The 24,374-nt window shown below is 77.3% G+C and carries 24 protein-coding genes; 6 read left to right on the forward strand and 18 right to left on the reverse strand.

Annotated elements, in window-relative coordinates:
• Positions 1–88 precede the first annotated feature (88 nt).
• A complete protein-coding gene (locus ACI79V_RS02255) occupies positions 89–1,435 on the reverse strand; it encodes an IniB N-terminal domain-containing protein (protein WP_456886460.1) in 1,347 nt (448 codons plus the stop codon).
• Between the two features lie 272 nt (positions 1,436–1,707).
• Between ACI79V_RS02255 and ACI79V_RS02260 the strand changes: the two genes are divergently transcribed.
• Together ACI79V_RS02260 and ACI79V_RS02265 are read left to right on the forward strand one after the other, a co-directional pair.
• A complete protein-coding gene (locus tag ACI79V_RS02260; RefSeq protein WP_456886462.1) occupies positions 1,708–3,651 on the forward strand; it encodes an Hsp70 family protein in 1,944 nt (647 codons plus the stop codon).
• Positions 3,648–6,188, forward strand: coding sequence for a LuxR C-terminal-related transcriptional regulator (locus ACI79V_RS02265; protein ID WP_456886464.1), 2,541 nt, complete (start codon positions 3,648–3,650; stop codon positions 6,186–6,188). The genes ACI79V_RS02260 and ACI79V_RS02265 overlap by 4 nt, the downstream gene beginning before the upstream one ends.
• Positions 6,189–6,192: 4 nt before the next feature.
• Here ACI79V_RS02265 and ACI79V_RS02270 read toward each other — a convergent pair whose 3' ends face one another.
• Positions 6,193–6,426 carry a hypothetical protein gene (locus ACI79V_RS02270; RefSeq protein ID WP_456886466.1) on the reverse strand — a complete coding sequence of 78 codons (234 nt, stop codon included), beginning with the start codon at positions 6,424–6,426 and terminating at the stop codon, positions 6,193–6,195.
• Positions 6,427–6,531: 105 nt separating this feature from the next.
• Between ACI79V_RS02270 and ACI79V_RS02275 the strand changes: the two genes are divergently transcribed.
• Positions 6,532–7,170 (forward strand): MBL fold metallo-hydrolase, encoded by a 639-nt coding sequence (locus ACI79V_RS02275; protein WP_456886467.1) that lies wholly within the window; start codon positions 6,532–6,534, stop codon positions 7,168–7,170.
• A 25-nt stretch (positions 7,171–7,195) separates the two neighbouring features.
• Here ACI79V_RS02275 and ACI79V_RS02280 read toward each other — a convergent pair whose 3' ends face one another.
• From ACI79V_RS02280 to ACI79V_RS02290, 3 genes are all read right to left on the reverse strand, one after another.
• A complete protein-coding gene (locus ACI79V_RS02280) occupies positions 7,196–7,459 on the reverse strand; it encodes a GlsB/YeaQ/YmgE family stress response membrane protein (RefSeq protein ID WP_456886469.1) in 264 nt (87 codons plus the stop codon).
• Between the two features lie 109 nt (positions 7,460–7,568).
• A complete protein-coding gene (locus ACI79V_RS02285; RefSeq protein WP_456886471.1) occupies positions 7,569–8,030 on the reverse strand; it encodes an SRPBCC family protein in 462 nt (153 codons plus the stop codon).
• Positions 8,027–8,503: a MarR family winged helix-turn-helix transcriptional regulator gene (locus ACI79V_RS02290; protein ID WP_456886472.1), complete on the reverse strand. Its 477-nt coding sequence runs from the start codon at positions 8,501–8,503 to the stop codon at positions 8,027–8,029. Before ACI79V_RS02290 ends, ACI79V_RS02285 begins: the two co-directional genes overlap by 4 nt.
• 154 nt (positions 8,504–8,657) lie before the next feature.
• Between ACI79V_RS02290 and ACI79V_RS02295 the strand changes: the two genes are divergently transcribed.
• Positions 8,658–9,806 carry a phosphotransferase gene (locus ACI79V_RS02295; RefSeq protein ID WP_456886474.1) on the forward strand — a complete coding sequence of 383 codons (1,149 nt, stop codon included), beginning with the start codon at positions 8,658–8,660 and terminating at the stop codon, positions 9,804–9,806.
• Here the strand turns inward: ACI79V_RS02295 and ACI79V_RS02300 are convergent.
• The 3 genes from ACI79V_RS02300 to ACI79V_RS02310 form a co-directional block, all read right to left on the reverse strand.
• Positions 9,793–10,533: a GntR family transcriptional regulator gene (locus ACI79V_RS02300; RefSeq protein ID WP_456875814.1), complete on the reverse strand. Its 741-nt coding sequence runs from the start codon at positions 10,531–10,533 to the stop codon at positions 9,793–9,795. The two genes, ACI79V_RS02295 and ACI79V_RS02300, sit on opposite strands and share 14 nt — an antisense overlap.
• 81 nt (positions 10,534–10,614) lie before the next feature.
• The gene (locus tag ACI79V_RS02305; RefSeq protein WP_456886787.1) at positions 10,615–11,841 is read right to left on the reverse strand and encodes a metallophosphoesterase; all 1,227 of its coding nucleotides are present in this window, start codon (positions 11,839–11,841) and stop codon (positions 10,615–10,617) included.
• A gap of 147 nt (positions 11,842–11,988) precedes the next feature.
• Positions 11,989–13,611 (reverse strand): CYTH and CHAD domain-containing protein, encoded by a 1,623-nt coding sequence (locus ACI79V_RS02310; RefSeq protein WP_456886476.1) that lies wholly within the window; start codon positions 13,609–13,611, stop codon positions 11,989–11,991.
• Between the two features lie 129 nt (positions 13,612–13,740).
• Here ACI79V_RS02310 and ACI79V_RS02315 point away from each other — a divergent pair, with 129 nt between their 5' ends.
• Positions 13,741–14,877: a PRC-barrel domain-containing protein gene (locus ACI79V_RS02315; protein WP_456886478.1), complete on the forward strand. Its 1,137-nt coding sequence runs from the start codon at positions 13,741–13,743 to the stop codon at positions 14,875–14,877.
• A gap of 21 nt (positions 14,878–14,898) precedes the next feature.
• Here the strand turns inward: ACI79V_RS02315 and ACI79V_RS02320 are convergent, their stop codons facing one another.
• From ACI79V_RS02320 to ACI79V_RS02345, 6 genes are read right to left on the reverse strand one after another with little or no spacing between them, the layout of a single operon-like run.
• Complete coding sequence (locus ACI79V_RS02320) at positions 14,899–15,660, reverse strand: nitrilase-related carbon-nitrogen hydrolase (protein WP_456886480.1); 762 nt, start codon at positions 15,658–15,660, stop codon at positions 14,899–14,901.
• Complete coding sequence (locus ACI79V_RS02325; RefSeq protein WP_456886482.1) at positions 15,657–16,865, reverse strand: pyridoxal phosphate-dependent aminotransferase; 1,209 nt, start codon at positions 16,863–16,865, stop codon at positions 15,657–15,659. Before ACI79V_RS02325 ends, ACI79V_RS02320 begins: the two co-directional genes overlap by 4 nt.
• Entirely contained in the window at positions 16,862–18,328 is a 1,467-nt protein-coding gene (locus ACI79V_RS02330) for an RNB domain-containing ribonuclease (RefSeq protein ID WP_456886484.1), read from the reverse strand. Before ACI79V_RS02330 ends, ACI79V_RS02325 begins: the two co-directional genes overlap by 4 nt.
• Positions 18,325–18,540: an RNA-binding S4 domain-containing protein gene (locus ACI79V_RS02335; RefSeq protein WP_456886486.1), complete on the reverse strand. Its 216-nt coding sequence runs from the start codon at positions 18,538–18,540 to the stop codon at positions 18,325–18,327. The genes ACI79V_RS02330 and ACI79V_RS02335 overlap by 4 nt, the downstream gene beginning before the upstream one ends.
• 10 nt (positions 18,541–18,550) lie before the next feature.
• On the reverse strand, positions 18,551–19,255 hold the full coding sequence (locus ACI79V_RS02340) for an MOSC domain-containing protein (RefSeq protein ID WP_456886488.1): 705 nt from the start codon (positions 19,253–19,255) through the stop codon (positions 18,551–18,553).
• A gap of 1 nt (position 19,256) precedes the next feature.
• Positions 19,257–20,180 (reverse strand): aldose epimerase family protein, encoded by a 924-nt coding sequence (locus tag ACI79V_RS02345; RefSeq protein WP_456886490.1) that lies wholly within the window; start codon positions 20,178–20,180, stop codon positions 19,257–19,259.
• A 310-nt stretch (positions 20,181–20,490) separates the two neighbouring features.
• Between ACI79V_RS02345 and ACI79V_RS02350 the strand changes: the two genes are divergently transcribed.
• A complete protein-coding gene (locus ACI79V_RS02350; protein ID WP_456886492.1) occupies positions 20,491–21,663 on the forward strand; it encodes a DUF222 domain-containing protein in 1,173 nt (390 codons plus the stop codon).
• A 66-nt stretch (positions 21,664–21,729) separates the two neighbouring features.
• Here ACI79V_RS02350 and ACI79V_RS02355 read toward each other — a convergent pair whose 3' ends face one another.
• From ACI79V_RS02355 to ACI79V_RS02370, 4 genes are all read right to left on the reverse strand, one after another.
• Positions 21,730–22,785: a hypothetical protein gene (locus ACI79V_RS02355; RefSeq protein WP_456886494.1), complete on the reverse strand. Its 1,056-nt coding sequence runs from the start codon at positions 22,783–22,785 to the stop codon at positions 21,730–21,732.
• Positions 22,782–23,384 carry an RNA polymerase sigma factor gene (locus ACI79V_RS02360; protein ID WP_456886496.1) on the reverse strand — a complete coding sequence of 201 codons (603 nt, stop codon included), beginning with the start codon at positions 23,382–23,384 and terminating at the stop codon, positions 22,782–22,784. Before ACI79V_RS02360 ends, ACI79V_RS02355 begins: the two co-directional genes overlap by 4 nt.
• A 70-nt stretch (positions 23,385–23,454) precedes the next feature.
• Positions 23,455–23,787: a GNAT family N-acetyltransferase gene (locus ACI79V_RS02365; protein ID WP_456886498.1), complete on the reverse strand. Its 333-nt coding sequence runs from the start codon at positions 23,785–23,787 to the stop codon at positions 23,455–23,457.
• Entirely contained in the window at positions 23,784–24,371 is a 588-nt protein-coding gene (locus ACI79V_RS02370) for a TetR/AcrR family transcriptional regulator (protein WP_456886500.1), read from the reverse strand. The genes ACI79V_RS02365 and ACI79V_RS02370 overlap by 4 nt, the downstream gene beginning before the upstream one ends.
• Between the last annotated feature and the right edge of the window lie 3 nt (positions 24,372–24,374).

Consider the following 24,374-nt stretch of genomic DNA (forward strand, 5'->3'; position numbering starts at 1 on the left):
CCGTCCTACCACCCCGGACTCCCCCGGCCGGACAGCGCCCGGCCCCGGCGTCCGCGGGGGACACCGGGGCCGGGGCCGGCCGGGTGGGTCAGTGCGCGTTCTCCACGGTGTTGAGGACGTCGTTGCCGTTCAGCGAGTCGTCCACGTCGATCAGGTCGTCGTCGGACAGGTCGTTGTCGTTGAGGGAGTCGTCGATCCCGTCGTCGTCGGACAGGTCGTTGTTGTTGAGGGAGTCGTCCACGTCGACGCCGTCGTCGTCGGACAGGTCGTTGTCGTTGAGGGAGTCGTCCACGTCGACGCCGTCGTCGTCGGACAGGTCGTTGTTGTTCAGCGAGTCGTCGATCCCGTCGTTGTCCTGGGACAGGTCGTTGCCGTTGAGGGAGTCGTTGACGGAGTTGTCGACCGAGTTGTCCTGGCCGGAGTTGTCGACCGAGTTGTCCGACAGGTCGTTGCCGTTGAACGAGTCCTGCACGTCGACGTCGACCCCGTCGTCGTCGGACAGGTCGTTGCCGTTGAACGAGTCGTTCACGGAGTTGTCGGTGGTCGAGTTGTCCTGGCCGGAGTTGTCCTGGTTGCCGTTGAACGAGCCGTTGAACGAGTCGTCGACGCCGTCGTTGTCCTGGTTGTAGGAGTCGGTGACCGTCGACGAGTTGTCGGTGGTGTTGCCGTTGCCGACGACGTTGCCGTCGCCCTCCTGCACGTTGCCGGAGTTGACGACGTCGACGTCCACGTCGACCGAGTTGTCCTCGCTGTTGTCGACCACGACGCCCTTGACGTCGTCGCCGGCGGCCACGCCGTCGCCACCCACGACGACGTTGTCGTCGCCGAAGATGGCCTGCGCGTCGCCGCTGACCCAGATGCTGTGCGAGGCGTCGATCTCGACGTCCACGTCGGTGTAGCTGTAGTTGATCGTCTGCAGGTGGGTGATCACCACCGGCTCGGCGGGCGCCGGGGCGTGCCCACCGCCACCGGGACCGCCACCGTGACCGCCGCCGTGGCCTCCGCCGTGCCCGCCACCGGAGTGGTCGTCGTCGCAGTCGTCGTCGCCGGCCGGCGGGGCGGGGGCCGGGCTCACGCCCTCGTCGTCGTCGTCGCACCGGTCCCTGCCGCCGGACCAGCCGCCGTGGTCGTCGTCGTCGCGCCCGCCGTGCCAGCCGTGCCCGCCGCCGTGGTCGCCGCCGTGGTCGCCGTCGTGGTCACGGTCGTACCCGCCGCCGTGGCCGCCGGAGTGCCCGCCGCCGTGCCCGCCTCCGGCCCAGCTGACCGGCGCGTAGCTGGCCACCATCGGCACGAGGTCGTCGACCTCGGCCGGCGTGGCGTCGAGCCCGGCCTCGGCCAGAGTGCCCTCGGGGTCGGCGGCGTAGGCCTCGGCGGCCTCGGGGTCGCCCAGCAGCTTGAGGATGAAGTCGATCAGCGAGCTGGCGAGGTCGGTCATGGGGAGTCCTCCGCAGTGTGGGCCGCCCGTCGTCGGCCGGCTGGCGAGGCGCAGTCCATCCGCGGCGGGGCGGCCCGGGCATCGGGGGACCGCCCCCTCCCTCCCTCGCGCCCTTGGGGGTGCTCGCTGACTCCCCGTTAGGGGATGCGGGGTGTCGCGCCCCTTCTCCGCTCGGATGCCGCACCCGTGCCCGGGAGAACCGAGACAGGTGTGACCCGTGGGACATACGGTCCGGGCGACTCTCCGGCCCAGTGGCGGGCCGGCCGGGGGACATGCCTGGGGGACCTGTGCGCAACCGCGAGTACGGGCTGGGGATCGACGTCGGCGACCACACGGTCGCCGCCGCGGTCTGCGGGGACGACGCGACGTCGGCCGAGCCGCTGCCCCTGCCGCCCGTCGAGGCGGGCACGCTCCACGGCCTGGTCGCCCGCACCGGCACGACGACGCCGGTGTACGCAGGCGACCGCCCGGTCCCGGCGGCCGACCTCCTGGCCGCGGTGGTGCAGCGGGTCCGGGACGCCGCGGCCGCCCGCGAGGGCCACCCCGACGCGTGGACCGTCGTCACCGTGCCGCCGTCCTGGGGCGGGCACCGCCGCGCGGCGCTGGCCGGCGCGCTGGAGGAGGCGGGCGTCCCGCGGTTCACGCTGCTGTCGGGCGCCGTGGCCGCCACCGCGCAGCACGTGGCCGCCGGCCGGCTGCCGGACCGGCCCACCGTGGCCGTCTACGACCTGGGCGCGAGCACCCTGGACCTGGCGGTGGTCGGTCCCGCGCCGGACGACCCCTGCGGCCTCGGCCACCTGGCCGCCCCTCCCCCGCCCGAGCCGTGGGGCGGCCGCGACGTCGACGACGCGGTCCTCGCGCTGGTCCGCCCCGCCCTGGCGGGGGCGGTCGGCGCGCCGGCGGCGCTGCGCGCGTCCTGCGTCGCGGCCAAGGAGGAGCTCTCGTCGGCCACCGCCGTGCGGCTCGACGCGGCGGGGTCCGGTGAGGACGGACCGGTCCGGATCACCCGGGAGGAGCTCGACGAGCTGCTGCTGGACCGGACGCAGGCGTCGGCGGCCGCGGTGGCGGCGGCGGCCGGGTCCGCCAGCCTGGCCGTCGCCGACCTCGACGCGGTCGTCCTGACCGGCGGCGGGGTCCGCGTGCCGCTGGTCGCCGAGGTGCTCTCCGGCGAGCTGGACCGGCCGCTGGTCATCGACCCCGACCCCGCGGTCACGGCCGCGCTGGGCGCCGCGATCCTGGCCGCGGAGGCCCTCCGCGCCACGGCCGCCGCGCAGGAGGTGGCCGACGCCCAGGTCCGGCCCGCGCCGCTGGTCACGGTCGCGCCCACCGCCCCGCCGACGCGGCGGCGCCCTCCGGCTCGCTCCGGTCCGCCGTCGCGCCCGTCCGGCGGGCCCGGCCGCACCGCCGCCGCGCACCGGCTGCAGCGGTACGCCGTCGTCGCGGCCCTCGTGGTGCTCCTGGCGGTCGCGCCGGCGGCGCTGGCCGCAGTGCTCGGGGGCACCGACACCGCGGCCGCCCCCGGCGCCGGGGTCGCCGCCGCCCAGGAGGCCGGGACCGGCGCGCCCGCGCCCGGGGTCGCGGAGGGCGCGCAGGGAGCCGGCGCCCCCGCGGACGGCGGGGGACCGGCGGACGCCGGCGGCGGGTCCGACGCGGACGGTCCGGCGGCCGGGCCGGCCGGCTCCGGGTCCGGCGCCCGGGGAGCCGGTGACCCCGGGGCAGCCACCACGGCACCGGGCACCACCGCAGCGGGCACGACGGCAGCGGGCACCACCGCAGCGGGTACCACCGCGCCGGGTACCACCGCGCCGGGCACCACCGCGCCGGGCACCACCGCGCCCGGGACCTCGGCCCCGGGCACGGCGTCGGCGACCCCGGGGTCCACCACCGCCCCGTCCACCGCGACCCCGTCGGGCACCGGCCCGTCGACCGGCGGCGGCACGGCGGCGGGCAGCCCCACCGGCGGCACGACGACCGGCGCACCGGACCCCGGGACGACGCCGCCCACCGCCTCCGCCGAGACGCCCTCGGGGCCCGGCAGCACCGGTTCCCCGGCGACCCCGACCGACTCCACCACCGAGCCGGGACCCACGACCGAGCCGGAGCCGACCACCGAGCCCGAACCGGAGCCGGAGCCGGAGCCAGAGCCGCAGCCCGAGCCCGTCGCCGACCCGGTGGTCACGGCCGAGGCCCCCGCCACGTCCACGGAGACCCCGTGACCGCCGCCCCGTGCGCGCCCACCGGGCCGGTCCACCCCCGCGTCCGCGACCTCGCGGCCGGCTCCGGTCCCCTGCTCGTCCGCGGCGCCGGCGGCACCGGGAAGACCCGGCTGCTCGCCGAGCTGGCCGGTGCCTGGGCCCGGACCGGCGTGACCGTCCTCGACGGCCGCGCCGGCGACGTCGACCTGCCCGCCGGGGAGTTCGCGGTCGTCGTCGACGACGCCCACCGGCTGACGCAGGAGGTCGCCGACCGGCTGCGTCCGCTGCTGCGGCACCCGCACGGCCGCGTCGTCCTCGCCTTCCGCCCGTGGCCGCGGCCGGCGCCCCTCGCCGCGCTGCTGGCCGAGATGGGCGCCGACCGGCGGTCGGTGCTGCTGGGGCCCGCCGACCGCGCGCAGGTGGCCGACTGGGCCCGCGAGCGGCTCGGCACCGCCGCGACCCGCACGCTGGTCGACGCCGTCGCCGTGCAGGCCGGCGGCCTCCCGGGCCTCACGCTCGCCCTGCTGGCCGCCCTGGCCTCGCGCCGGGCGGTGCACGGCGCGGCGGAGCCGCTCCGGGGGGCCGTGCCCGAGGAGGTGGCGGCGCGGGTCCGGGCCGACCTCGACGCCGTGGACGACGACACCCGGGGGCTGCTGCACGCCGTCGCGGCCGGCGCCCCCGTCGACGACGAGGTGCTGGGCGGGGTCCTCGGGATCCCGGCGGAGCGCGCCGCCGAGCTGCTCACCGCCGCCCGGGCCACCGGCCTGCTGCAGGGCGGCGGCGCCGTCGTCCCGCTGGTGGCGTCGGTGCTGCTCGGGTCGGTGCCGCCGGACGTCACCCGCCGCACCCGCCGCCGGCTGCTGGGCCTGCTGCTCGACCGCGGCGAGGAGCCGCTGGAGCTCGCCCGCCGCCTGGCCGCCGGCCGGGTCCGCGACCCGCGGGCGGCGGACCTGCTCGAGCGGTACGGCGACGCCGCGCTGGCGGCCGATCCGGTCCTGGCCGGCGAGCTGTGGTCCGAGGCGGTCGACGCCGGCGCGCCCGCGGCGGCCCTGGCCACCCGGCGGGCCCAGGCCGCAGCGCTCACCGGCGACCTCGACGGCGCGCTGCAGTGGGCCGACGTCGCCCTCGCCGACCCGGCCGCGGCCGACCGTCCCCGCGCCGCCGGGGTGACGGCGACGGTGCTGGCCCAGCGGGGACTGCTGACCCGCGCCGCCGAGCTGTACCGCCTGGCCGGCCGGGAGCGGGCCGGCTCGGCGGCCCTGGCCCTGCTGGCGACCGGTGCGGCCGACGAGGCCGCCGCGGTGCTCGAGGGTCCCGGCTCCGGTCTCGGGCTGGCCAGCGTGCTGTCGGTGGGCGAGGAGCTCATGGCCCAGGGCGTCGTGCAGTCGCTGCGCACGGGCGCGGAGGCCGCCGACGGCATCGCCGCGGCCCTGTCGACGCTGACCCGCTCGGCGGCGCTGCTCGAGCCGCTGGGCCGCGCCGCGCTGCTCCCCGACACCCCGGCGGCCCTGGCCGCGCTGGTGGGACTGCACAGCGGGGAGCTGCCGGTGGCCGAGTCGGTGCTGCAGCGCGCGGTCGCCGCCGACCTCGGTGGCCCCTCGAGCCGGCCGCGGCACCTGCTGCTGCTGGCCTGGATCGCGATGCTGGCCGGCCGGATGACACGGGCCCGCGACCTGCTGGCGCAGGCACGCGAGGCCGCCGCCGGTCCGCTCGAGCCCCGCGACGACGTCTTCCTGCAGGGGCTGGAGGTGGGGCTGGCCCGGCGCGACGGGGACGCCGCGGCCCTGGTGGGTGCCTGGGTGCGGGCCCGCGAGGCCGTCGTCCGGCACCCGGTCGACCTGTTCACCCTGCTGCCGCTGGGCGAGCTGGTGGTGGCCGCGGCCCGGCTGCGCGACGGCGAGCGGCTGCGCTCGCAGCTGACGGCGGCCCAGACGCTGCTGCGCCGCCTCGGTGACCCGCAGCTGTGGGCGGTGCCGTTGCACTGGAGCGGCGCGCAGGCCGCGATCATCGCCGAGGACCGCGACGGGCTGCGGCCGCACGCGGCGGCCCTGGTCGCCGCGGCCCGCACCAGCCCCTACGCGGCCACGCTGGCCCGGGCCGGGCGCACCTGGCTGCAGGTGCTCAGCGACGAGATCGACCCCGCCGCCGTCGTGGCCACCGCCGAGGAGCTCACCGCCGTCGGGCTGGGGTGGGACGGCTCACGGCTGGCCGGCCAGGCCGCGGCCCGGGTGACCGACCTCCGGGCCCGCGCGGTGCTGCTGGCGTGCGCCCGCTCGGTCGCCGAGGGCGCCGGCTGCGAGCCGGCCGCGCCGGCGACGGACCCCGAGGGGACGCCCGCCCCCGGTGTCCCCGCGCCGCGAGGGCAGCTCAGCGACCGGGAGCGGGAGGTGGCGCGGCTGGTCGTGGCCGGGCAGACCTACCGGGAGATCGGCGGGCAGCTCTACATCTCGGCCAAGACGGTGGAGCACCACGTCTCGCGGATGCGCCAGCGGCTGGGCGCCGGCACCCGCTCGGACCTGCTGGCCCGGCTGCGCGCCGAGCTGGCCCAGGGAGCTTAGCGGCTCAACTGGCGCCGGCGAGGGTGGCGCAGGAGCCGCAGACGTCACGCGACGACGACGGCCACGGCTCGTCGACGGCGACCCGCGCGAGCGTGCCGCACAGCGTGAGCTCGCAGGCGCCGTCGACCTCGGACGCCGGCCGGTGCAGCTCGACGGCGTGCCACAGGGCGGACGTGGGGCCGTGCGCCCGGCTGCGGGCGGCGGCGTAGGCGGTGGCGGCGAAGGCGGTGGGGGCCATGCCGGTGAGGTCGGCAGGCCCGCGCCGGCGCGCCAGCCGGGGTGGCCCGGTCTCCCCCTCCGGGGTGAGGCGGCACGCCCGCCGGGCCGGCGGCAGGATGCCCCCATGGAGCTCACGAAGCACGGGCACGCCTGCGTGGTCGTCAGTGACGGCGACCGGCGGCTGGTGATCGACCCCGGCGTGTTCACCGACCCCGCGGTGCTGGAGGGGGCGACGGCGGTGCTGGTGACCCACGAACACCCCGACCACCTCGCCGCCGACCGGCTGCGCGCGGCGCTGGACGCCGACCCGGCGCTGGAGGTGTGGACGAACCCGTCCGTCGCCGGGCAGCTCGACGGGCCCGGCGGCCGGGTGCACGCGGTCGGCGACGGCGACGCGCTGACGGTGGCGGGCTTCGACGTCTCGGTGCACGGCGAGTGGCACGCGGTCATCCACCCGGAGCTGCCGCGGGTGCGCAACGTCGGCTTCCTCGTGGGTGGGCAGGTCTTCCACCCCGGCGACGCGCTGACCGTGCCGGGGACGCCGGTGCCGATCCTGCTGCTGCCGCTGCACGCGCCCTGGTCGAAGGCCGCCGAGGTCATCGACTACGTGCGCGCGGTGGGCGCCGACCAGGCCTACGCCGTGCACGACGGCCTGCTCAACGACGCCGGGCTCGGCCTGGTGGGCAGCCTGCTCGGCGAGCGCGGTCCCGGCACCCCCACGCCCTACGCCCGGCTGGCGCCGGGGGAGTCGGTCGAGCTCTGAGCCCGCCCGCTCCCCCGGCGCGGGGTCAGCGGACGGCGCGGCGGTTGCGCCCCGTGAGGCTCTCGGCGACCCCGATGAGCAGCACGGCGGCGATCACGGCGCACACGAAGCCCAGGACGTTGAGCTCCCAGATCGTGCCGGTGTGGAACAACTGGGCGATGAGTCCGCCGATCAGCGAGCCGACCACACCCAGTGCGAGGGTGGCGAGGATCCCGAGGCGCTGGCGGCCCGGGACGATGAGGCGGGCCAGGGCGCCGATGACGAGCCCGGCGACGAGGAAGCCGATCATGGTGTCTCCTCCGGTGGGGTGCGGCGCCCGGCCGGTCGCCGGGCGCGTCTGCCGCTGCCCTACCCGCATCCGCACCGCCGACCCGTGTGCGCACCCTCACGGGGGACGTTCACCTGGCGGCGACCTGCTCGACGTGGGCCGGCAGCTTGTCCAGCTCGCCGTCCACGGTCTGCTGCACCATGCGCTGCAACGCCGAGCGGGTGAACCGGTCGGCCAGCCGCGGGCGCCGCGGCTCGTGGCTGAGCGTGATGGTGACCGCGGTGGCGCCGTCGCCGGCGTCGGCGAGCTCGATGCGCGTCGTCCAGGTCTCGGGCGTGAGCTCCAGCCGGGTGGTGACCGCCCGCTCGGGCTCCCACTCGACGATCTCCCCGCGGGGTGCGCCCGAGCCGGGGGTCTCGCCCTCGGCCAGCCGGCCCGGGACGCAGACGAACCGGGTCCCGGGGCCGGGGCCCTGCCCGTCGACGACGTAGGAGACGTCGCACACGGCGCAGTAGGGCTCGAGCACGGCCAGCGCTCGCCACACCCGGCTGCGCGGGGCGGCCACCTCCCGACTGCCGCTGGCCGTGGTCACCCCTCGACGGTAACCGGGTCACCGGCCGGCTCCGGCCGGCCGGGCCGGGGCACGAGGTCGGCGAGCACGCCGCGCGCGACGGCGTAGCGCTCCTCCCCCACCCGCTGCGCCCAGTCCCGCTCGAGCGCGTCGAGCCGGCGGCGGACGGCGGCGTTCACCGCGCGGCCGCGGTCGGTCAGCCGCACCAGCCGGGCCCGGCGGTCACCGGGGTCGGGCACCACCTCGACGTACCCGCCGGCCTCGAGCGGCGCCAGCGCCTGGGCCAGCGCCTGCTTGGACAGCCCGCTGTCGAGTGTCATCCGGCTCAGCCGCTCCCCCTCCGGCGGGACGAACGACAGCAGCCGGTAGTGCCGCATCCGCAGCCCCGGGAACTGCGTGTCGCTGAGCGTGTAGAGGTCGTCGCGGATCCGGATCATCGCCATCTCGAGGAGGGCGGTGATCAGCGGCGGTACCCCGTTGACGGCATCGGACAAGGTGCTTCACCATCATCTCGTCAGACAAGCGGCTTGACGATTCTCCCACGGAGTCCGCGATGACGACCTCCCCCTGGCTGGCGTTCTGCCGACCGGTCCACCCGCGCCGCCCGCGTCTCGCCGCCCTCCGTCTCCCCGGCCTCCGGCGCCCGAGGTGACCGCGCTGCCCGGCGGGGCGACCGTCGACGAGCTGCTGCCCGACCTGCGCCGCTGGACCGCCGAGCCCGGGTTCGCGGTGGACGGCGTCACCTGTCGCCCGCTGCCGCACGACATCAGCGCGCCGACGACCCGCGGCCTCACCCGCGTGCGCGTCGAGGGCCACGTCGAGGGCCCCGGCGGGTCGGGTGCGCCGGTGGTGCTGGACCTGGTCGCCAAGGAGCTCCAGGCGGCGCGGTACGGCCTGCCGCCCGAGATCCCCGACGCCGAACGGGCGCGCCTGGACACCGTCATCCCGTGGCGGCTGGAGGCCGACGTCCTCGCCGCCGGCGTCGCCGACTGCGCGCCGCCGGGCCTGCGCCCGCCCGACGTGGTGGCGGTGCGCGAGCAGCCCGGCGACCGGCTCACCCTGTGGCTCGTGGACGCCGGGCCCGTGGACGCGCCCTGGACCGTGGCGGACACGGTGCGCGCCGCCGAGGCCCTGGGCCGGCTGGCCGCCCGCCGCCGGGGACGGCCGTGGCCGGCGATGCCGGGCGGGGACTTCCTCTCCGTCTACCGGGACGAGCAGCTCGGCACGTGGGCGGTCCCCTGGCTGCTCGACGAGGGCACCTGGGCCGCGCCGGTCATGCAGGTGCCCGAGGTCGTGGCCCTGCGGGACGAGGTCTGCGCGCTGGCCGCGCGCGTGACCTGCCTGCACGCCCGCCTGGCGCCGCTGCCCGTGCTCCCGAGCCACGGGGACGCGACCCCGATGAACCTGCTGCGCCCCGCGGCGGCACCGGACACCTTCGTCCTGGTCGACTGGGCGATGGCCGGACCGGCGCCCGCCGGGTACGACCTCGTGCCGCTGCTGTTCGGCCGGGCGGAGTGCGGGGCCGGACCGGCCGGCGAGGTGCCCGGCCTCCTCGGGCCGGCCGTCGCCGCCTACGTGCGGGGGCTGGCCGCCGAGGGGGTGCACGTGTCCGCCGAGGAGCTGGAGACGGCGGTGCTGCTCGCCGCGCTGCTGCGCTACCCGTGCACCGGCATGCCGCTGCACGTGCTGTTCGAGCCGGTCACCGACGAGCTGCTCGGCTACGCCGCACGGCGCGCCGGCTTCGTCCGGATGGTGCTCGACCTCGAGCCCCGCCTGGCCGCGCTCAGCGGCCGGTGACCGAGACCTCGAACTCGACCTGGCTCACGTCGGGGCGCAGCCGGGAGAAGCTGTGCACCAGGGGGTGGCCCTCGCCGTCGTGCACGGTGGTGCGGACGACGAGCAGCGGCGAGCCCGCGGCGATCTGCAGCAGCTCGGCCTCGTCGGGGGCCGCGGTGCCGACGTCGACGACGATCCGCGCGCGGGCGAGGTCGGCGCCGTACTCGCGGCGGAGGAACTCGTAGAGCGACCCCTCGCTGAAGTCCTCGACGGCGGCCTTGGGGTAGCGGTCGGCGGGCAGGAAGCTGTGCGCCACGTGGTTGGGCGCCCCGTCGACGCTGCGCAGCCGTTCGAGCTCGACGACGTCCTGGGCGACGTCGAGGGCGAGCTCGGCGGCGACCGGCGCCGGCGCGGGGACCACCCGCTGCTGGAGCACGGTGGTGCCCACCTGCGCGCCCTGCTCGGCCATCACCGAGCTCCACCCGGCGATCCGGTGCACGAAGCTCTCGCGGTACTCGTGCCGGATGGCCGGCCGGGTGACGTAGGTGCCGCGGCCCTGCTCGCGGACCAGGTGCCCGTCGGCGACCAGGCCGTCGACGGCGCGGCGCAGGGTGATCCGGCTGACCCCGTACTCCGCGCACAGCACCGGCTCCGGGGGCAGCAGCGCCCCCTCCGGCATCGCCGCGACCCGGCGCCGGAGGTGCTCCCGGACCGAGAGGTACTTCGGTCCCCCCGCTGCTGCCGTCACGCCCGCCAGCGTAGGCGCGGAAGACGTCTGCGGACGTCATGTCGTATGAGACGTCTCCCGACCGGGTGAACCCCGGGCCGGTCAGCCCCGCGGTGCCCGCAGCTCGATCACGGTCACCTCGGGCCGGGCGCCGACCCGCATCTGGGGTCCCCAGTTGCCCGCACCGGCGGTGACGTAGAGCTGGGTGTCGCCGTGGCGGGACAGTCCCTCGACGGCGGGCTGGTCGAGCCGGATGGCGTAGTCGAAGGGCCACAGCTGCCCGCCGTGCGTGTGTCCGGACAGCTGCAGGTCCACCCCGGCGGCCCGCGCCTGCTCCACCTGGACCGGCTGGTGGGCGAGCAGCACCACGGGCGTGGCGTCGTCCCGGCCGTCGAGCGCGGCCTCGAGGTCGGCGCCGTGCCCGGGGACGCCCGAGGACGCGGCCGTGCGGTCGTCGATGCCGGCCAGGTCGAAGGAGGCACCGCCGCGGGTGATCGGCACCCGCTCGTTGCGGAGCACCTCGACGCCGAGGGTCGGCAGGTGCCGCAGCCAGGCGCCGGTGTCGACGAAGTACTCGTGGTTGCCGGTGACGAAGAAGACGCCCTGCTCGCTCACCAGGTCGGCCAGCGGCGCCGCCTCCCCGCGCAGCTCGTCGACCTCGCCGTCGACCAGGTCCCCGACGATGGCGACCACGTCGGGCCGCTGGGCGTTGACCGTCTCCACCACCCGCTCGAAGCGCCGGCCGCCGTAGGTGGCCGACAGGTGCCCGTCGGAGAAGGTGACGATGCGCAGCCCGTCCAGCGCCGGGTCCAGCCGGGGCAGGGTGACCGGCACCCGGCGCACGACGGGCGCGGAGTTGGCCAGGTACGCGCCGGTGCCGGCCGTGCCCAGCGCGACCGCGCCGGCCGTGACCGCGAGGCCGCGGGCGAGGAACAGCCGCCGGGAGGGGTCCGCGGGCCGCTCGGGGGCCGGGGCCGGCGGCACGGCGGGAGGCGGGTCCGCGGCCGGGCCGCCGGCGGGGACGGGCTCCGGGACCGCGGCGGGGACGGGCGCGGGGGCCGGCCGGCGCTCGCGCAGCCGCAGCAGCAGGCGGACCGGCTCCAGGACCAGCAGCGCGAGGAAGAGGTAGAAGGCGATGCCCAGCCAGCTGTAGCCGACCCACGCCAGGGGTGCCTCCGCCGCGAACGGCAGCGCGCGCCGCAGCAGCACGGCCGCGGCCGGCAGCAGCGCCAGGACGACGGTGAGCAGCGTGAGCCGCCGGCGCAGCCGGCCGGGCCGGGTGGTGCTGCGGACCAGCCGCCACCACAGGTAGGCGTGCAGGAGGAGCATCGCCACGAGGACGACCGTGCCGAAGCCGAGCAGGGCGATCAGGGACAGTTGGAGGACCTCGCTTCGGACGGGCGGCGGGCAGGCGGTCGGCACGTACCCGGCAGGGAGACGTGCGGGCGCGGCCCTCCGTTCCCGGACGGCGGGCGCTCAGCCCTTCGCGGCCGCCTTCACCGCCGCGCGCAGCGTCGGCTCCAGCACCCAGAAGGCGAGGTCGGCGTGCTCGGCACGGGCCTCCTCGAGGGCGTGCAGCCGGCCGTAGGTGAAGGTGTCCTCCCCCGCGCCGGAGGCCGCGGTGGCCAGCCGGGTGCACCACAGGCGGGTGACCACGGTGTCCTGCGCCTCGCCGAGCACGTCCTGCACCTGCTTCATGCAGGCGACCAGCGCCTCGGCGGGCGCGCCGAGCACCGGGGCCGCCACCTCGGCGGTGTAGCGCACCCGCTTGGCCGCCTTGCGGACCTCGTGGAGGGCGTGCTCGGTCTCCTCCTCGTGGGCGCCGGGGTCGGTCTGCTCCCGCTCGCGGGCCTCCTCGATGCGCGCCCGCATCCGCTTGCCGGTCCGCCTGACCGCGTCGGTGAGCACCGCCCGCGCGGGCTCACCGGCGGCCTCGGCCAGCGGCGGGTCGGCCAGCAGCGCGTGCAGCGAGTCCAGCAACGCCCGGTGCCGCCTGTCCGACAGCGCGCGGACGGCGGCCTTGCGGCCCCGTTCGACGTCGGCCACCTCGGTGGAGCGCAGCCGCGCGGACACCGGCCCGCGGACCAGCTCCACCGGCTGGGCGTCGACGACCGCGCGCAGGTGCTCGAGGGCCACCTCGCCGTCGCGGGCGCCGGAGAGCGCGGCGCCGATCCACTGCAGCTCGTCGCGGACGGGGTCGGTGGCGGTGCGGTCGAGGACGGGCCGGAAGGCCGCGAGGATGCTGCGCATCCGGCGGCAGGCCACGCGCAGGTCGTGGACGCCCTCGGGGTCGCCGGTGCGGACGCCGATGTCGGCGACCTGCAGCGCCTCGACCTGCGCGGCCAGGGCGCCCAGGACGACGTCGGCCGCCGTCTGCCCGCCGTCGCCGGCCCGCGCCTTGCGGCCCTTCTTCCCCTTCCTGCCGGAGGGCTCCGGCTCGGCCGACGCGGCGGGGCGCGGCACGGCCGGGCCGAGCGCGGCGAGCCGGTCGCCGAGCACCCGGGAGAGCTTGGACGGCGAGTCCGAGGGCCGGATGCCGGCGGCGACGAGGGCCTCGGTGACGGCGTCGAGCAGGTCCCGGTCGCCGTCGACGAGCTCCACCTCGAGCTCGCGCCAGGTGGTGACCTCGGCCGGGGACCCGGGGTCGGGCGCGAGCGCGGTGCCGGTGACGGTGTCGGCGGCGACCTGGGCCAGCACCCGGCCCTCGCCGTCGAGCAGGTCGGTCACCTGCCGCGTCGTCTGCAGGGTCGCGACCGGCTCGGGCCGGACCCCGCGCAGGACGGCGGTGACCGGCTCGGTCACCGCCCGGGGCACGACCGTGCGGCGTACGCCGATCGGGGCGTGCACCTCCCGCCGGGAGCCCGCGACGGCGGTGGGCAGCTTGAGGTGCCAGCCGGCGTCGGTGCCGCCGGTGCGCCGGCGCAGCGTGATCCGCGCGCGGGCCAGGCGCAGGTCCGGGGTGTCGTAGTAGGTGGCGTCCAGGTCGTACGTCTGCGGATCGCCGACCGAGGCGACGCCGCCGACCCCGGCCAGGTCCGGCAGATCGACGTCCGGCCCGGTCTCGAACTTGCGCTCGACCTCGAGTTGCACGCTGCCCACGTCGTCCTCCTCAGCCGGGTCTGCTCCCGTGTCGACCGTAGGCGTCACCGGGGTGTCGTGGCACGCCGGACCGGGCACTCCCCGGCAGGTGGGACCGCCAGAGCAGGCGATCCGGAGGAGGCGAGCACCGTGTTGAGCGAGCGAGACCTGTCCGCGGCGATCGGGAGCACGGCACACGGTCCGGACGGCGAGAAGATCGGCACCGTCGAGAGCTTCTTCGTCGACGACCGCACCGGCGCACCGACCTGGGTCGCGGTCAGCACCGGGCTGTTCGGCACCCGTCACTCCATCGTCCCGGCGACCGAGGCCACCTTCGCCGACGGACTGCTGCAGGTGCCCGTGAGCAAGGAGGCGGTCAAGCACGCGCCGTCGGTCGGCGGGGACCACCTGAGCCCCGAGGAGGAGGCCGAGCTGCGCCGCCACTACGGCATCGGGACGGGGACGGGCGTGGGCACCGGCCCGGGGACGGGCGCCCCGGTCCCGCCGGCCTCGGGGGTGCCGGCGGGCGGGGGCGCTCCGGCAGCCGCGGCCCCGGGGGCCACCGCGCCCGGGACCGCGACGCCGGGGGCCGCGGGGCCGGCGATGTCCGTGGTCGACCCGGCCACCCGCCCGGTCCCCCCGCCGGCCACCGACGTCCGCACCACCACCGGCCAGGCCGCGCCGCCCCCGCACCCCCAGCACGCCGCCCCGTACGCCGATCAGCACACGACCCAGCACGCGGCCGCCCACGCCGGGGCCGACGTCGCCCGGCAGGCCTCCGACGGCGCCATGACCCGCAGCGAGGAGCAGCTGCGGGTCGGCACCCGGCAGGTCGCCACCACCCGCGTCCGGGTGGTCAAGTACGTGGTCACCGAGGAGGTGCAGGTGACCGTGCCGATCCGCCGCGAGGAGATCCGCATCGAGGAGGTGCCCCTGGACGCCCCCGACCCCGGTCCGGGCGAGTCCCTCGTCCCGGCGGGCGCGCCGGGTGGTACCGCCGGCGGCGCCCCGGGTGGGGTGGCCGGCGGTATGACCGGCGGGATGGCCGGCGGCCTGCCCGAGGACATCGTGCTGCACGCCGAGCGGCCGGTGGTGAACGTCGAGGTGGTGCCGGTCGAGCGGGTGCGGCTGCGCACCGAGCTGGTCGAGGGCCAGGAGCGGATCACCGACCAGGTGCAGCGCGAGCAGATCGTCGTCGACGAGACCTCGTCACCCCGGACGGCACCGCAGGCGTCGCCCCAGGCAGCGCCGCAGGGGTACCCGCAGGCGTCGCCGCAGGTGCGCTGACCGGACTCGCCGGCCGCCGCCTCAGGGGCGGCGGTCGGCGAGGAAGGCGAACCGCTTGCGGGTGGCGGCGACCTCGGCGGCGTCGACGTCGGCCAGCAGGAGCGTCTCGCCGCCCGCGGCGGTCGCCAGCAGCTCCCCCATCGGGCTGACCACCTGGCTGTCGCCGGCGTGCTCGAGGCCGTCGCCGGCGGTGCCCACGCGGTTGCAGGCCACCACGTACGCCTGGTTCTCGATGGCGCGGGCGCGCAGCAGCGTCGTCCAGTGGTGCCGGCGGGGCGCCGGCCAGTTGGCCGTCACCAGGTAGACGTCGGTGTCCTCGGCGGCGGTCCAGAAGACGTCGGCGAAGCGCAGGTCGTAGCAGACGAAGGGCGTGATCCGCAGGCCGCCGACGGTCACGGTGACCGGTGCCTCGCCGGCACGGAACCGCTCGGCCTCGCCGCCGTGGGTGAACGGGTGCAGCTTGCGGTAGCGGTGGGTGGTGCCGTCCGGCCCGGCCAGGACGAACGAGTTGAACGGCAGGTCGCCGTCGGCGGCGATCTCCGGGCAGCTCCCGGCCACCCACACCCCGTGCTCGGCGGCCTGGGCGCGCAGGAAGTCCGCGGACGGGCCGTCCTCGGGCTCGCCGATGCCGGGCGTCATGGAGAAGCCGGTGGAGAACGTCTCGCTGAGGAGCACGAACTCCGCCCCGGCGCCGGCCGCACGGGCGACCTGCGGCGCCAGCCGGGCGTAGTTGGCCTCCCGGTCCTCCCAGACGATGTCGTGCTGCACCACTCCGAACCTCATGGCCCCATCCTCGTCAACCGGCTCACGGCCTCGGCGAGCACCTCGTCGCGCTTGCAGAACGCGAAGCGGACCAGGTGCCGGCCCAGGTCGGCGTGCCCCGCGGTCCAGAACACCCCCGCGGGGACGGCGACCACCCCGGCCCGCTCGGGCAGGGCGCGGCAGAACGCCAGGCCGTCGCCGTCGGCCCGCACCCCGCGGACGTCGACCATCGCGAAGTAGGTGGCCTCCGGGGTGATGGTGGGCAGGCCGGCCGCACGCAGTCCGCCCACCAGGACGTCGCGCCGGCGCTCGAGGTCGGCGGCGATGCGGGTGAAGTAGGCGTCGGGCAGGCCGAGCCCGGCGGCGATGGCCGGCTGGAACGGGCCGGCGTTGACGTAGGTGAGGAACTGCTTGGCGGTGCGGACGGCGGCCACCAGCGGCGCCGGGCCGCAGGTCCAGCCGACCTTCCAGCCCGTGGTGCTGAACGTCTTGCCCCCGCTGCTCACCACCAGCGTCCGCTCGCGCAGCCCGGGCAGCGTGGCCGGGGAGACGTGCTCGGCGCCGGAGAAGACCAGGTGCTCGTAGACCTCGTCGGTGACCAGCAGCAGACCGGCGTCCAGCACGACCTCGGCGACGGCGTCGAGCTCCGCTCGGGAGAACACCTTGCCGGTGGGGTTGTGCGGGGTGTTGAGCAGCAGCAGCCGGGCGCGCGGTGAGACGGCGGCGCGCAGGTCGGCGGGGTCGAACGTCCAGACGGCGCTGTCGGTGTCGGCCGGTGGCGGGGTCAGCGGCACCGGCCGCAGCACGCCCCCGGCCATCGCGACCGCAGCGGCGTAGCTGTCGTAGACCGGCTCGAACACCACGACCTCGTCGCCGGGCTCGACCAGCGCCAGCATCGCCGCGGTGAGCGCCTCGGTGGCCCCGGCGGTGACCAGCACCTCGGCGTCGGGGTCGTAGGTCAGGCCGCGGAAGCGCTCGACGTGCGCGGCGATCGCCCTGCGCAGCTCCGGGGTGCCGGGGCCGGGCGGGTACTGGTCGTGCGCGGTGCCGATGGCACCCCGGGCGACGTCGAGCACCTCGGCCGGCCCGGGGGTGTCGGGGAAGCCCTGGCCCAGGTTGATCGACCCGGTGGCCGCCGCCAGCGCGCTCATCTCGGCGAACACCGTGGTGCCGAAGCCCTGCAGCCGGTCGGCCAGGTACGGCGCGCGGGTCGCGGGGGCGCTCATGCGCCCACCGCCGCGAAGCGCGCCGACCGGCGGGCGACGTCGGCCTCCTCCAGCCGCACCCGCACGCGCGAGCCGGGCTCCAGGCCGGCGCCCGCGCAGCGCGCCCGCACGGCCGGCTCGTCGAGGACGACGGTGCCGCGACCGCCGTCGGCGTCCACCACCACCGCGTCGAACTCCTCTCCCTCACGGCCGGCCAGCAGCCAGGCCTCCGTGGCGTCGACGACCGCCCGCTCCACCGCGCGGGTGCGCCGGTCGGAGGCGGCCATGAGTGCCGGCAGCTCCGGCAGGACGGCCCGCACGGCGGGGTCGGGCCCCCGGCCCGCCGCCAGCGCCAGGCACACCTCGGTGCCGAACCGGTCGACCAGCCGCCGCAGCGGCGCGGTCACGTGCGCGTACGGGGCGCCGACGCCCGCGTGTCCGGCGTCGGCGGGCGGGTCGCCGTCGAGGGGCGTGTAGGCGGCGCCGCGCAGGAGGGCGGCGGCCTCCTCGAGGAAGGCCAGGTGCCGCGGGTCGGTGAGGTCCAGCGCGGCCAGCACCCGGCCGGGACCCGCGCCCGCCGGCCAGTCGACGCCCAGCGCGGGGGCCAGCCGGCGCAACCGGGCGACGTCCTCGGGGCGGGCTTGGGGCAGCGTGCGCAGCAGGCCGACGCCACCGTCGACCATGAGCTGCGCGGCCACCCGCCCGGTGAGCAGCGAGATCTGCGCGTTCCAGCCCTCGACCGCCAGGGGTGCGCGGGTGACCAGCGTCCAGCCGCCGCCGTCGGTGCGGACGACCTCCTGCTCGGGCGAGCCCAGCTCGATCGCGCCGCGGGCGGCCGCCTGCTCCTGCAGCAGCCGCCCGAGCTCCGGCAGCAGGGCGACGGCGTCGGGCAGGGTCCCGGCGTCGGCCTGGGCCTGGACGTCGGGGTAGGCGAGCCGGGCGCGGCTGCGGACGCGCGCGCGGCGGAGCTCGACCGACCGGACGCCGGCGTCGGGGTCCAGGCGGACGGTCCACAGCGCGGCGGCGCGGAGCTCGCCGGGCAGCAGGCTGGCCGCGTCCTCGCTGAGCACCGTCGGGTGCAGCGGGGTGCGCCGGTCGGGGGCGTAGAGGGTCTGGCCGCGGCGGCGCGCCTCGGCGTCGAGCGCGCCGCCGGGCGTGACGACCGCGCCGACGTCGGCGATGGCGTAGCTGACCCGGTAGCCGCGGCCGTCGCGCGCCAGGTGCACGGCCTGGTCGAGGTCGCGGCTGCCCGGCGGGTCGATGGTCACCAGCGGCAGGTCGGTGGCGTCGAGGTCGGGCAGCGGCCGGTCCGCGGCGATCCGCTCGGCCTCGGCGAGCACGCCGGTGGGGAACTCCTCGGGGACGTCGAACTCGGCCCGGATGGCCGCGAAGTCGGGTCCGGTGGGGGCCGCCGCGGGCCAGCGGGGCACCAGCAGCGGGGGCGGCGGCAGTCCGTTCCACGTGGAACGCTCGTCGGGTCTCACGCGACGCGCACGTCCTCGCCGCCGTCGATCAAGACGACGTCGCCGCGGCGGACCTGCCGGCCGCGCCGGTCCTCGGGCTCGCCGTTCACCCGGACCGCGCCGGTGACCAGCACGTCCTTCACCTGTGCGCCGGTGGGGACGGCGTCGACGAGCTTGAGCAGCTGGCCGAGGCGGATGGAGTCCTCGCCGGGGCGGAGTTCGACGGTGCGCACGGTCCCATGATCAGGCGAGGACGAGCTCGTCGCCCACCGCCACCCGGCCGGGCACCGGGACCAGCGCCCCGACGGCCAGCATGCTGCCGCGCTCGCGGTGGATGGTCTTGAGCACGGTGGTGTCGCGGCCGATCCCGCCGGGCTGGGGCCGGGTGACCATGACGCAGCGGCTCACCGGCTTGAGCACGTCGAGCACGGCGGTGCCCAGGCGCACGGTGCTGCCCACCAGGGCGTCCTCGCCGGCGCCGTCGAGCAGGACGTTGGCACGGAACCTGCGGCGGTCCCAGGTGCCCAGCGTGCCGGTGGAGACCAGTGAGACCCGGATGCGCGAGCTGTCGTGGAACGCGCCGGTCGCGCCCTCGAAGGCGTCCCAGACGTCCTCGTCGTCGTCGGGGCTCTCGTAGTGCCGCGGGCCGCGTTCGGCCTCGGCGGCGCGCAGCGTCACCGGCCGGCCCAGCCAGTCGGAGAGGACGCCGTCGTCGGTGGTGACGGTGCCGTCGGGCAGCACCACCTCGACGCCGCCGTCGTCGCGGAGCCGGCCGGCGGCGAAGAGCAGGTCGGGCACCCGGCGGGCGGTCAGCCCGAAGCCGGTCGAGCGGTCGAACAGCGCCCACTGCCGGTCGCCGGCCAGCCCCTGCGGGCCGACGTCGACGGCGTCGAGCCGCTGCCCCTGCAGCGACTTGACCGGGTAGCGCCACAGCTCGAGCACGCGCACGTCAGGCCGCCGTCCAGGCGAGGGTCCACGTGCCCGACCAGGTCTCCCCCGGGCCGAGGACGACGAGGTCGACGCCGTCGGCCAGCGCGTTGGGCGGGCAGGTCATCGGCTCGACGGCGAGGCTGCGGCGCCGCTGACCCTCGGGCAGCGTGTCGCCGCTGTAGACCTGCAGCCACGGCCACGCCTCGTCGACGGCGAGCTCGAGGGTGCCGGCGCGGCCGCGCAGCCGGACGCGGGCCCGGCCGTCGTCGTCGCGGACCAGGTCGGTGAGGGCGTCGTCGAGGGGCCGGTCGCCGATCCGGCCGACGTCGCCGTCGAAGGGCCGCCGGGTGCCGGTGGGCAGGCCGCCGTCGAGGTCGAGGGTGGTGCGCGCCGGGACGGTGAGCTCGGCGTCGCCGATCCCGCCGTCGGCCGTGGCGCCCACCGACAGGTAGGGGTGCATGCCGGCACCGAGCGGCGTGGGACGCTCGCCGGCGTTGCGGACCCGCACCGTGACGGCCAGCCGGTCGCCGGTCAGGTGCGTGTCGACGGCGGCCGCGAGCCGGAACGGGTAGCCCGGCCGCGCCTCGACGACGGTGCCGACGCTCACCGCGTCGGAGTGCCGGGCCAGGACCGACCACCGCTGCCAGGTGACCAGCCCGTGCGCGGCCGGCTTGCCGGGGCCGGCGGTGTCGAGCTGGAGCTGCTGGCCCTCCCAGGTCCACCGCCCGTCGCGGAGCCGGTTGGGCCAGGGCAGCAGCACGCCCCCGCGCCGCCCGGTGGGCACCGTGCCGGCGGGGTAGCCGTCGAGGACGCCCCAGTCGCCGACGGTCAGCGCGCGCAGCCCACCGCCACGCAGGTCGACGGCGAGCCGGGCGTCCCCGCTGACCAGCTCCACCTCCGCCGGCTCGGTCGCGGGCCACGCGGTCATCGGCGGGACGCTCATGCCCGGCAGCCCACCACACCGGCGCTCCGTCAGCCCAGTGGTCCCGCTCGGGATCGCGAGATCGGCGGTCTCGTGGCCATCAGCAGCTCATGACCACGACATCGCCGATCTCGGCCGCCGGGCCTGTCGCCGGCCGCGTCCTCGGCAAGCGAGCACCGACGGTCACGGAAGGGCGTTGGGGCCCGGCGGAGCGCCCGTGCCCGACTCCCGGTCTCCAGACGGTCGTCAAGCCCTCCACCTGATCTCTGAGCAGGGCACTGACCTGGTGATTCGAGTGGTGGGGGGATTCTCGATGAGCTAGTATTCGATCATGCGTTCGAGCGGGTGGGAGACCGGTGACGTCCTCGACGACGTGGCCGCGCTCATCGCCGAGCGCAACCGGATCGACGCCGCGCTGGCCCGCCGGGTGCGGGCCGCGGAACTGGCCCAGGCGCCCGAGCGGGACGGGCAGAAGAGCATGGCGTCCTGGCTGCGCGGGCACTGCCGGCTGTCCGGATCAGACGCCGCCCGGCTGGTCACGAATGGTCGGGCACTGGAGCACCTGCCCGTGCTGGCCGAGGCCCATGACGCGGGCTGGGTGACCGCGGCGCAGGTCGCCGAGGCCGCCGGGCTGCTCACCCCGAAGCGGCGGGCGGCGTTCGCCGCCGCCGGGATCGACCTGGGCGAGGTCGACGGGGTGCTCACCGGCGTGGCGGTCGAGCAGGACCACGCCGCGCTGGTCGCGGTGGTCCAGCACTACCAGCACGCCTGCGACCCCGACGGACCTGAACCCGATCCCACCGAGGGCCGGTCGCTGACGCTGTCGAAGCACGGCGACGGCAGTCTGTCGTTCCGCCGGCACCTCGACGCCGTCGGCGGGGAGAAGTTCCAGGCCGCCTTGGAGCCGTTCGTGCAGCGCGACCGCCCGGCCGGCGACGAGCGCACCCGCGCCCAGCGGCAGGGCGACGCGCTGGTGCAACTGGCCGACACCAGCCTGGCGTCCGGTCAGCTGCCGGTGCTGCGCACGGTCAAGCCGCACGTCGCGGTGCGGGTCGACCTCGACGACCTGGCCGACCCCGCCACCGGGCCCGGCGCCGCCACCATGGGGTTCGGGGCGAGGATCTCCGCGGCGCGGGCGCGGTGGCTGGCCTGCGACGGGGCGATCTCCCGGGTGGTGTTCGGACCCGACGGGGTGCCGCTGGACCTCGGGCGCAGCCGGCGGCTGGTCAGCCGGCAGCTGCGCCGCGCGGTCGAGCTGCGCGACGGGGGCTGTGTCTTCGCCGGCTGTGACGCCCCGAGTCACTGGGCCGACGTGCACCACCTGGTGCACTGGATCGACGGCGGCGAGACCTCACTCGACAACTCGGCGCTGTTGTGCGAGCGGCACCACACCCAGGTCCACCACGGCTTCCGCGTCGAACGACAACCCGGCGGGGGATGGCGCACCTGGCGCCCCGACGGCACCGAGATCACCGTCCCCGCACCGCTCGCCCCCGCCGCCTGACCGACCCGCGCACGCCGGCACGGCCGCCCGCACCCCCCGCGGACGGCCGTGCCGGCATGCCCGCGGTCAGGCCGCGGCGGTCACCTGCTCGCCGATCTGGAGGACCTGCTCCCGGGTCAGCGCCTGCGGGGCGAGGAGCTGGAAGAAGCGCCCGTCGGCGAGCCGGCCGAGGAGCATCCAGGAGGGAGAGGCACCGGCGTCACCCTCGACGAGCGCCAGCCGTCCGGGCCGCCCCTGGACCGTCACCGTCTCCACCGGCGCCGCCAGCGGGAGCCCGTCGAGGAGCCCGTCGATCGTCCCCGGGTACTCGTGGCCCACCGCGCTGAGCCGCAGCGACAGGCCGGGGTCGGTGTCGCTGACCAGGTCCAGGCTGCGGCTCTCCTCGTAACCGCCGACCGACCAGCCCGCCGGCGCGAGCCCGAACTGGAGGCCCACCGGCTGCGGCCGGTCGACGACCGTCTCCCCCACCGCGACCAGCGCCCCGGTGTCGGCGTGGACGCCCTCGCCCGAGAGCTGGATCCACTGCCCGTCCCGGCGCTTCCACAGGAGGGTGACCACGCCGTCGTGCCGCCACACGGACGCCTCCACCCCGTCGACGGTCGCCGTGCCGTCCGGAACTCCCTCGTGCCAGAAGCCGTAGTCCTCCGACGTGCGCGGGTCCTCCGGGTAGACGCCGAGCAGCACCCGGTCCCCGCCAGGGGACGTGTGGTCGGCGATGGAATACGGCGGCGTGCTCCCGTACTGCGGCATCCCGCCCCGGTGGCTGTAGGACGGCGTCAGCCCCTCGGGCACCGGGTCCAGGGACACCGGGAACGTGATCGCCTCGGCGGCGACCAGCACGATCGCACCCGGTGCCGGCGCGGCGACGGACGGAGCCGGGCGCGGCGGGGCCGGGGAGGTCGGCTCGGCGACCACCACCGCCGTCGCCCAGGCGGCCGCGACGGCCACCAGCCCCGCACCGACGCGCAGCGACCTCCGCCGGCCCGGCGGCCGCAGGGGGCGCCGGCCGGTCCGGGCGGTGCCGATCTCCTCGAGCAGCGCGGCGCGGGCCGCCGCACGGGCGGCGGGCGTCAGGGCCGGCGCCTCGGGCCCCGCCGCGCGGAGCAGGGTGGTCTCGTTCACCGGATCTCCTCGAGAGCAGCTCGGGTCTGGCGGCGCGCGCGGTGCAGGCGGGAGCGGACCGTCCCCACCGGCACGTCGAGGACGGCCGCGACCTCCTCGTAGGACAGGTCACCCCAGGCGACCAGCAGCAGGACGTCGCGGTCGCGCCGCTGGAGCCCGGCCAACGCGGCGGCGAGCGGTCCGCGCAGCGCCTGGGCGTCCAGCCGGCCGTCCGGGTCGTCGTCGGGCCGCACGTCCCGCTCGCCGGCCGCCCGGGCCAGCGCCCGGTAGCGGCGCCGCTCGGCCCGGGCGGCGCCCCGCACGAGGTTGGTCGCGATCCCGATGAGCCACGGCCGGACGTCGAGGTGCTCGGGGCGGTAGCCGGCCCGGCGCCGGAAGGCGACGAGGAACGTCTCGCTGAGCAGGTCGTCGGCGAGCTCGCCCACCCGGCGGCCGAGGTAGCGGTGCACCGCGGTCGCGTGCCGGTCGAACAGCGTCGCGAAGCGCTCCGGGTCCGCCAGCGACGCCGCGACCAGCTCCGCGTCGGTGGGCAGGGCGGAGGGCAGCGCGCGCAGCGGCACGGCGTCCGGCTGCTCCGCCGGGCGGGACAGGGCGGTCACGACCGGCGATGATCTGGCAGCGCAGGGTGGGCTCGTCACACCCCTCCATGTCCGGAGTGGCGGATCGGGTTCACGACCCGTCGAGCACCCGCTCGTAGTACAGCGAGCACCCGGCGTCGGGATGGTCGACGTAGGCACCGAACGCCGGGATCGCCCGGTACCCGGCGCCCTCGTACAGCGCGATGGCCTCGGGCTGGCGCGGACCGGTCTCCAGCCGCAGCGTCGTCCACCCGCGCGACCGGGCCGCGGCCTCCAGTGCCGCCAGCACCACGCTGACGTCGGCCGCCGACGGCGGCGTCCCGGGCTCGCCCTCGCCGTCGTACCGCGCGCGCAGCTCGGCCTGTTGCGCGGCGGTCAGCCGCTGCACGTCCGCGTCGTCCCAGGCCGCCGGGATGACCCTCACCGGCTGATCCCGTGCAGCAGCAGGCCGGCCAGCTCCCGGTAGGCGGCGGCGTCGTCCAGGCCGGTGACCCGGGCGGTGTCCCCCCGGCCGATCCGCAGCATGAGCGTGGTGACGGTGTCGGCCACCAGCGCGGGGTGCACCTCGCGGAACCGGCCCGCGGCCACCCCCTCGGCGATCAGCGCGCTCACCCGCTCCGCCGCGACGGCGGTGTTGTGCTCGTACACCGCGCGCCCGGGCGGGAACGCCTCCAGGTCGCGGTGGAAGGCCCGCGACGCCGGGGTCAGCGCCCGCGCCACCGCCTCCAGGTAGGCCGTCACCCGCTCCGCGGGGTCGTCCTCGGTCGCGGTGCGCGCCTCGACCTCGGCGGTGGCCCGGCGGAAGAAGTGCCGCACCACCCGGACGGCGAGCTGCTCCTTGCTGTCGGCCAGCGCGTACAGCGTCGTCTTCGAGCAGCGCAGCCGGACGGCGAGGTCCTCGAGGGTGAACCCGGCGAAGCCCTCGGCCAGGAACAGCTCCTCCAGCTGGTCGAGCAGCTCGGCCTGGCGCACGGTCAGCCGCCGCTCGCGCTGCTCCGTCGTGGTCACCAC

The sequence above is a fragment of the Geodermatophilus sp. SYSU D00700 genome (genome assembly GCF_054050255.1).

What these genes read in the sequence shown, in the direction of transcription:
- ACI79V_RS02305 (WP_456886787.1), bottom strand. Translation starts at nt 11,841, where the DNA reads ATGCTCCTCCTGCACGCCTACCTGTGGTGGCGGCTGGTCCGCAGCACC.
- ACI79V_RS02325 (WP_456886482.1), bottom strand. Translation starts at nt 16,865, where the DNA reads ATGAGCGCCCCCGCGACCCGCGCGCCGTACCTGGCCGACCGGCTGCAG.
- ACI79V_RS02255 (WP_456886460.1), bottom strand. Translation starts at nt 1,435, where the DNA reads ATGACCGACCTCGCCAGCTCGCTGATCGACTTCATCCTCAAGCTGCTG.
- ACI79V_RS02270 (WP_456886466.1), bottom strand. Translation starts at nt 6,426, where the DNA reads ATGGCCCCCACCGCCTTCGCCGCCACCGCCTACGCCGCCGCCCGCAGC.
- ACI79V_RS02320 (WP_456886480.1), bottom strand. Translation starts at nt 15,660, where the DNA reads ATGAGGTTCGGAGTGGTGCAGCACGACATCGTCTGGGAGGACCGGGAG.
- ACI79V_RS02350 (WP_456886492.1), top strand. Translation starts at nt 20,491, where the DNA reads ATGCGTTCGAGCGGGTGGGAGACCGGTGACGTCCTCGACGACGTGGCC.
- ACI79V_RS02345 (WP_456886490.1), bottom strand. Translation starts at nt 20,180, where the DNA reads ATGAGCGTCCCGCCGATGACCGCGTGGCCCGCGACCGAGCCGGCGGAG.
- ACI79V_RS02280 (WP_456886469.1), bottom strand. Translation starts at nt 7,459, where the DNA reads ATGATCGGCTTCCTCGTCGCCGGGCTCGTCATCGGCGCCCTGGCCCGC.
- ACI79V_RS02260 (WP_456886462.1), top strand. Translation starts at nt 1,708, where the DNA reads ATGCCTGGGGGACCTGTGCGCAACCGCGAGTACGGGCTGGGGATCGAC.
- ACI79V_RS02275 (WP_456886467.1), top strand. Translation starts at nt 6,532, where the DNA reads ATGGAGCTCACGAAGCACGGGCACGCCTGCGTGGTCGTCAGTGACGGC.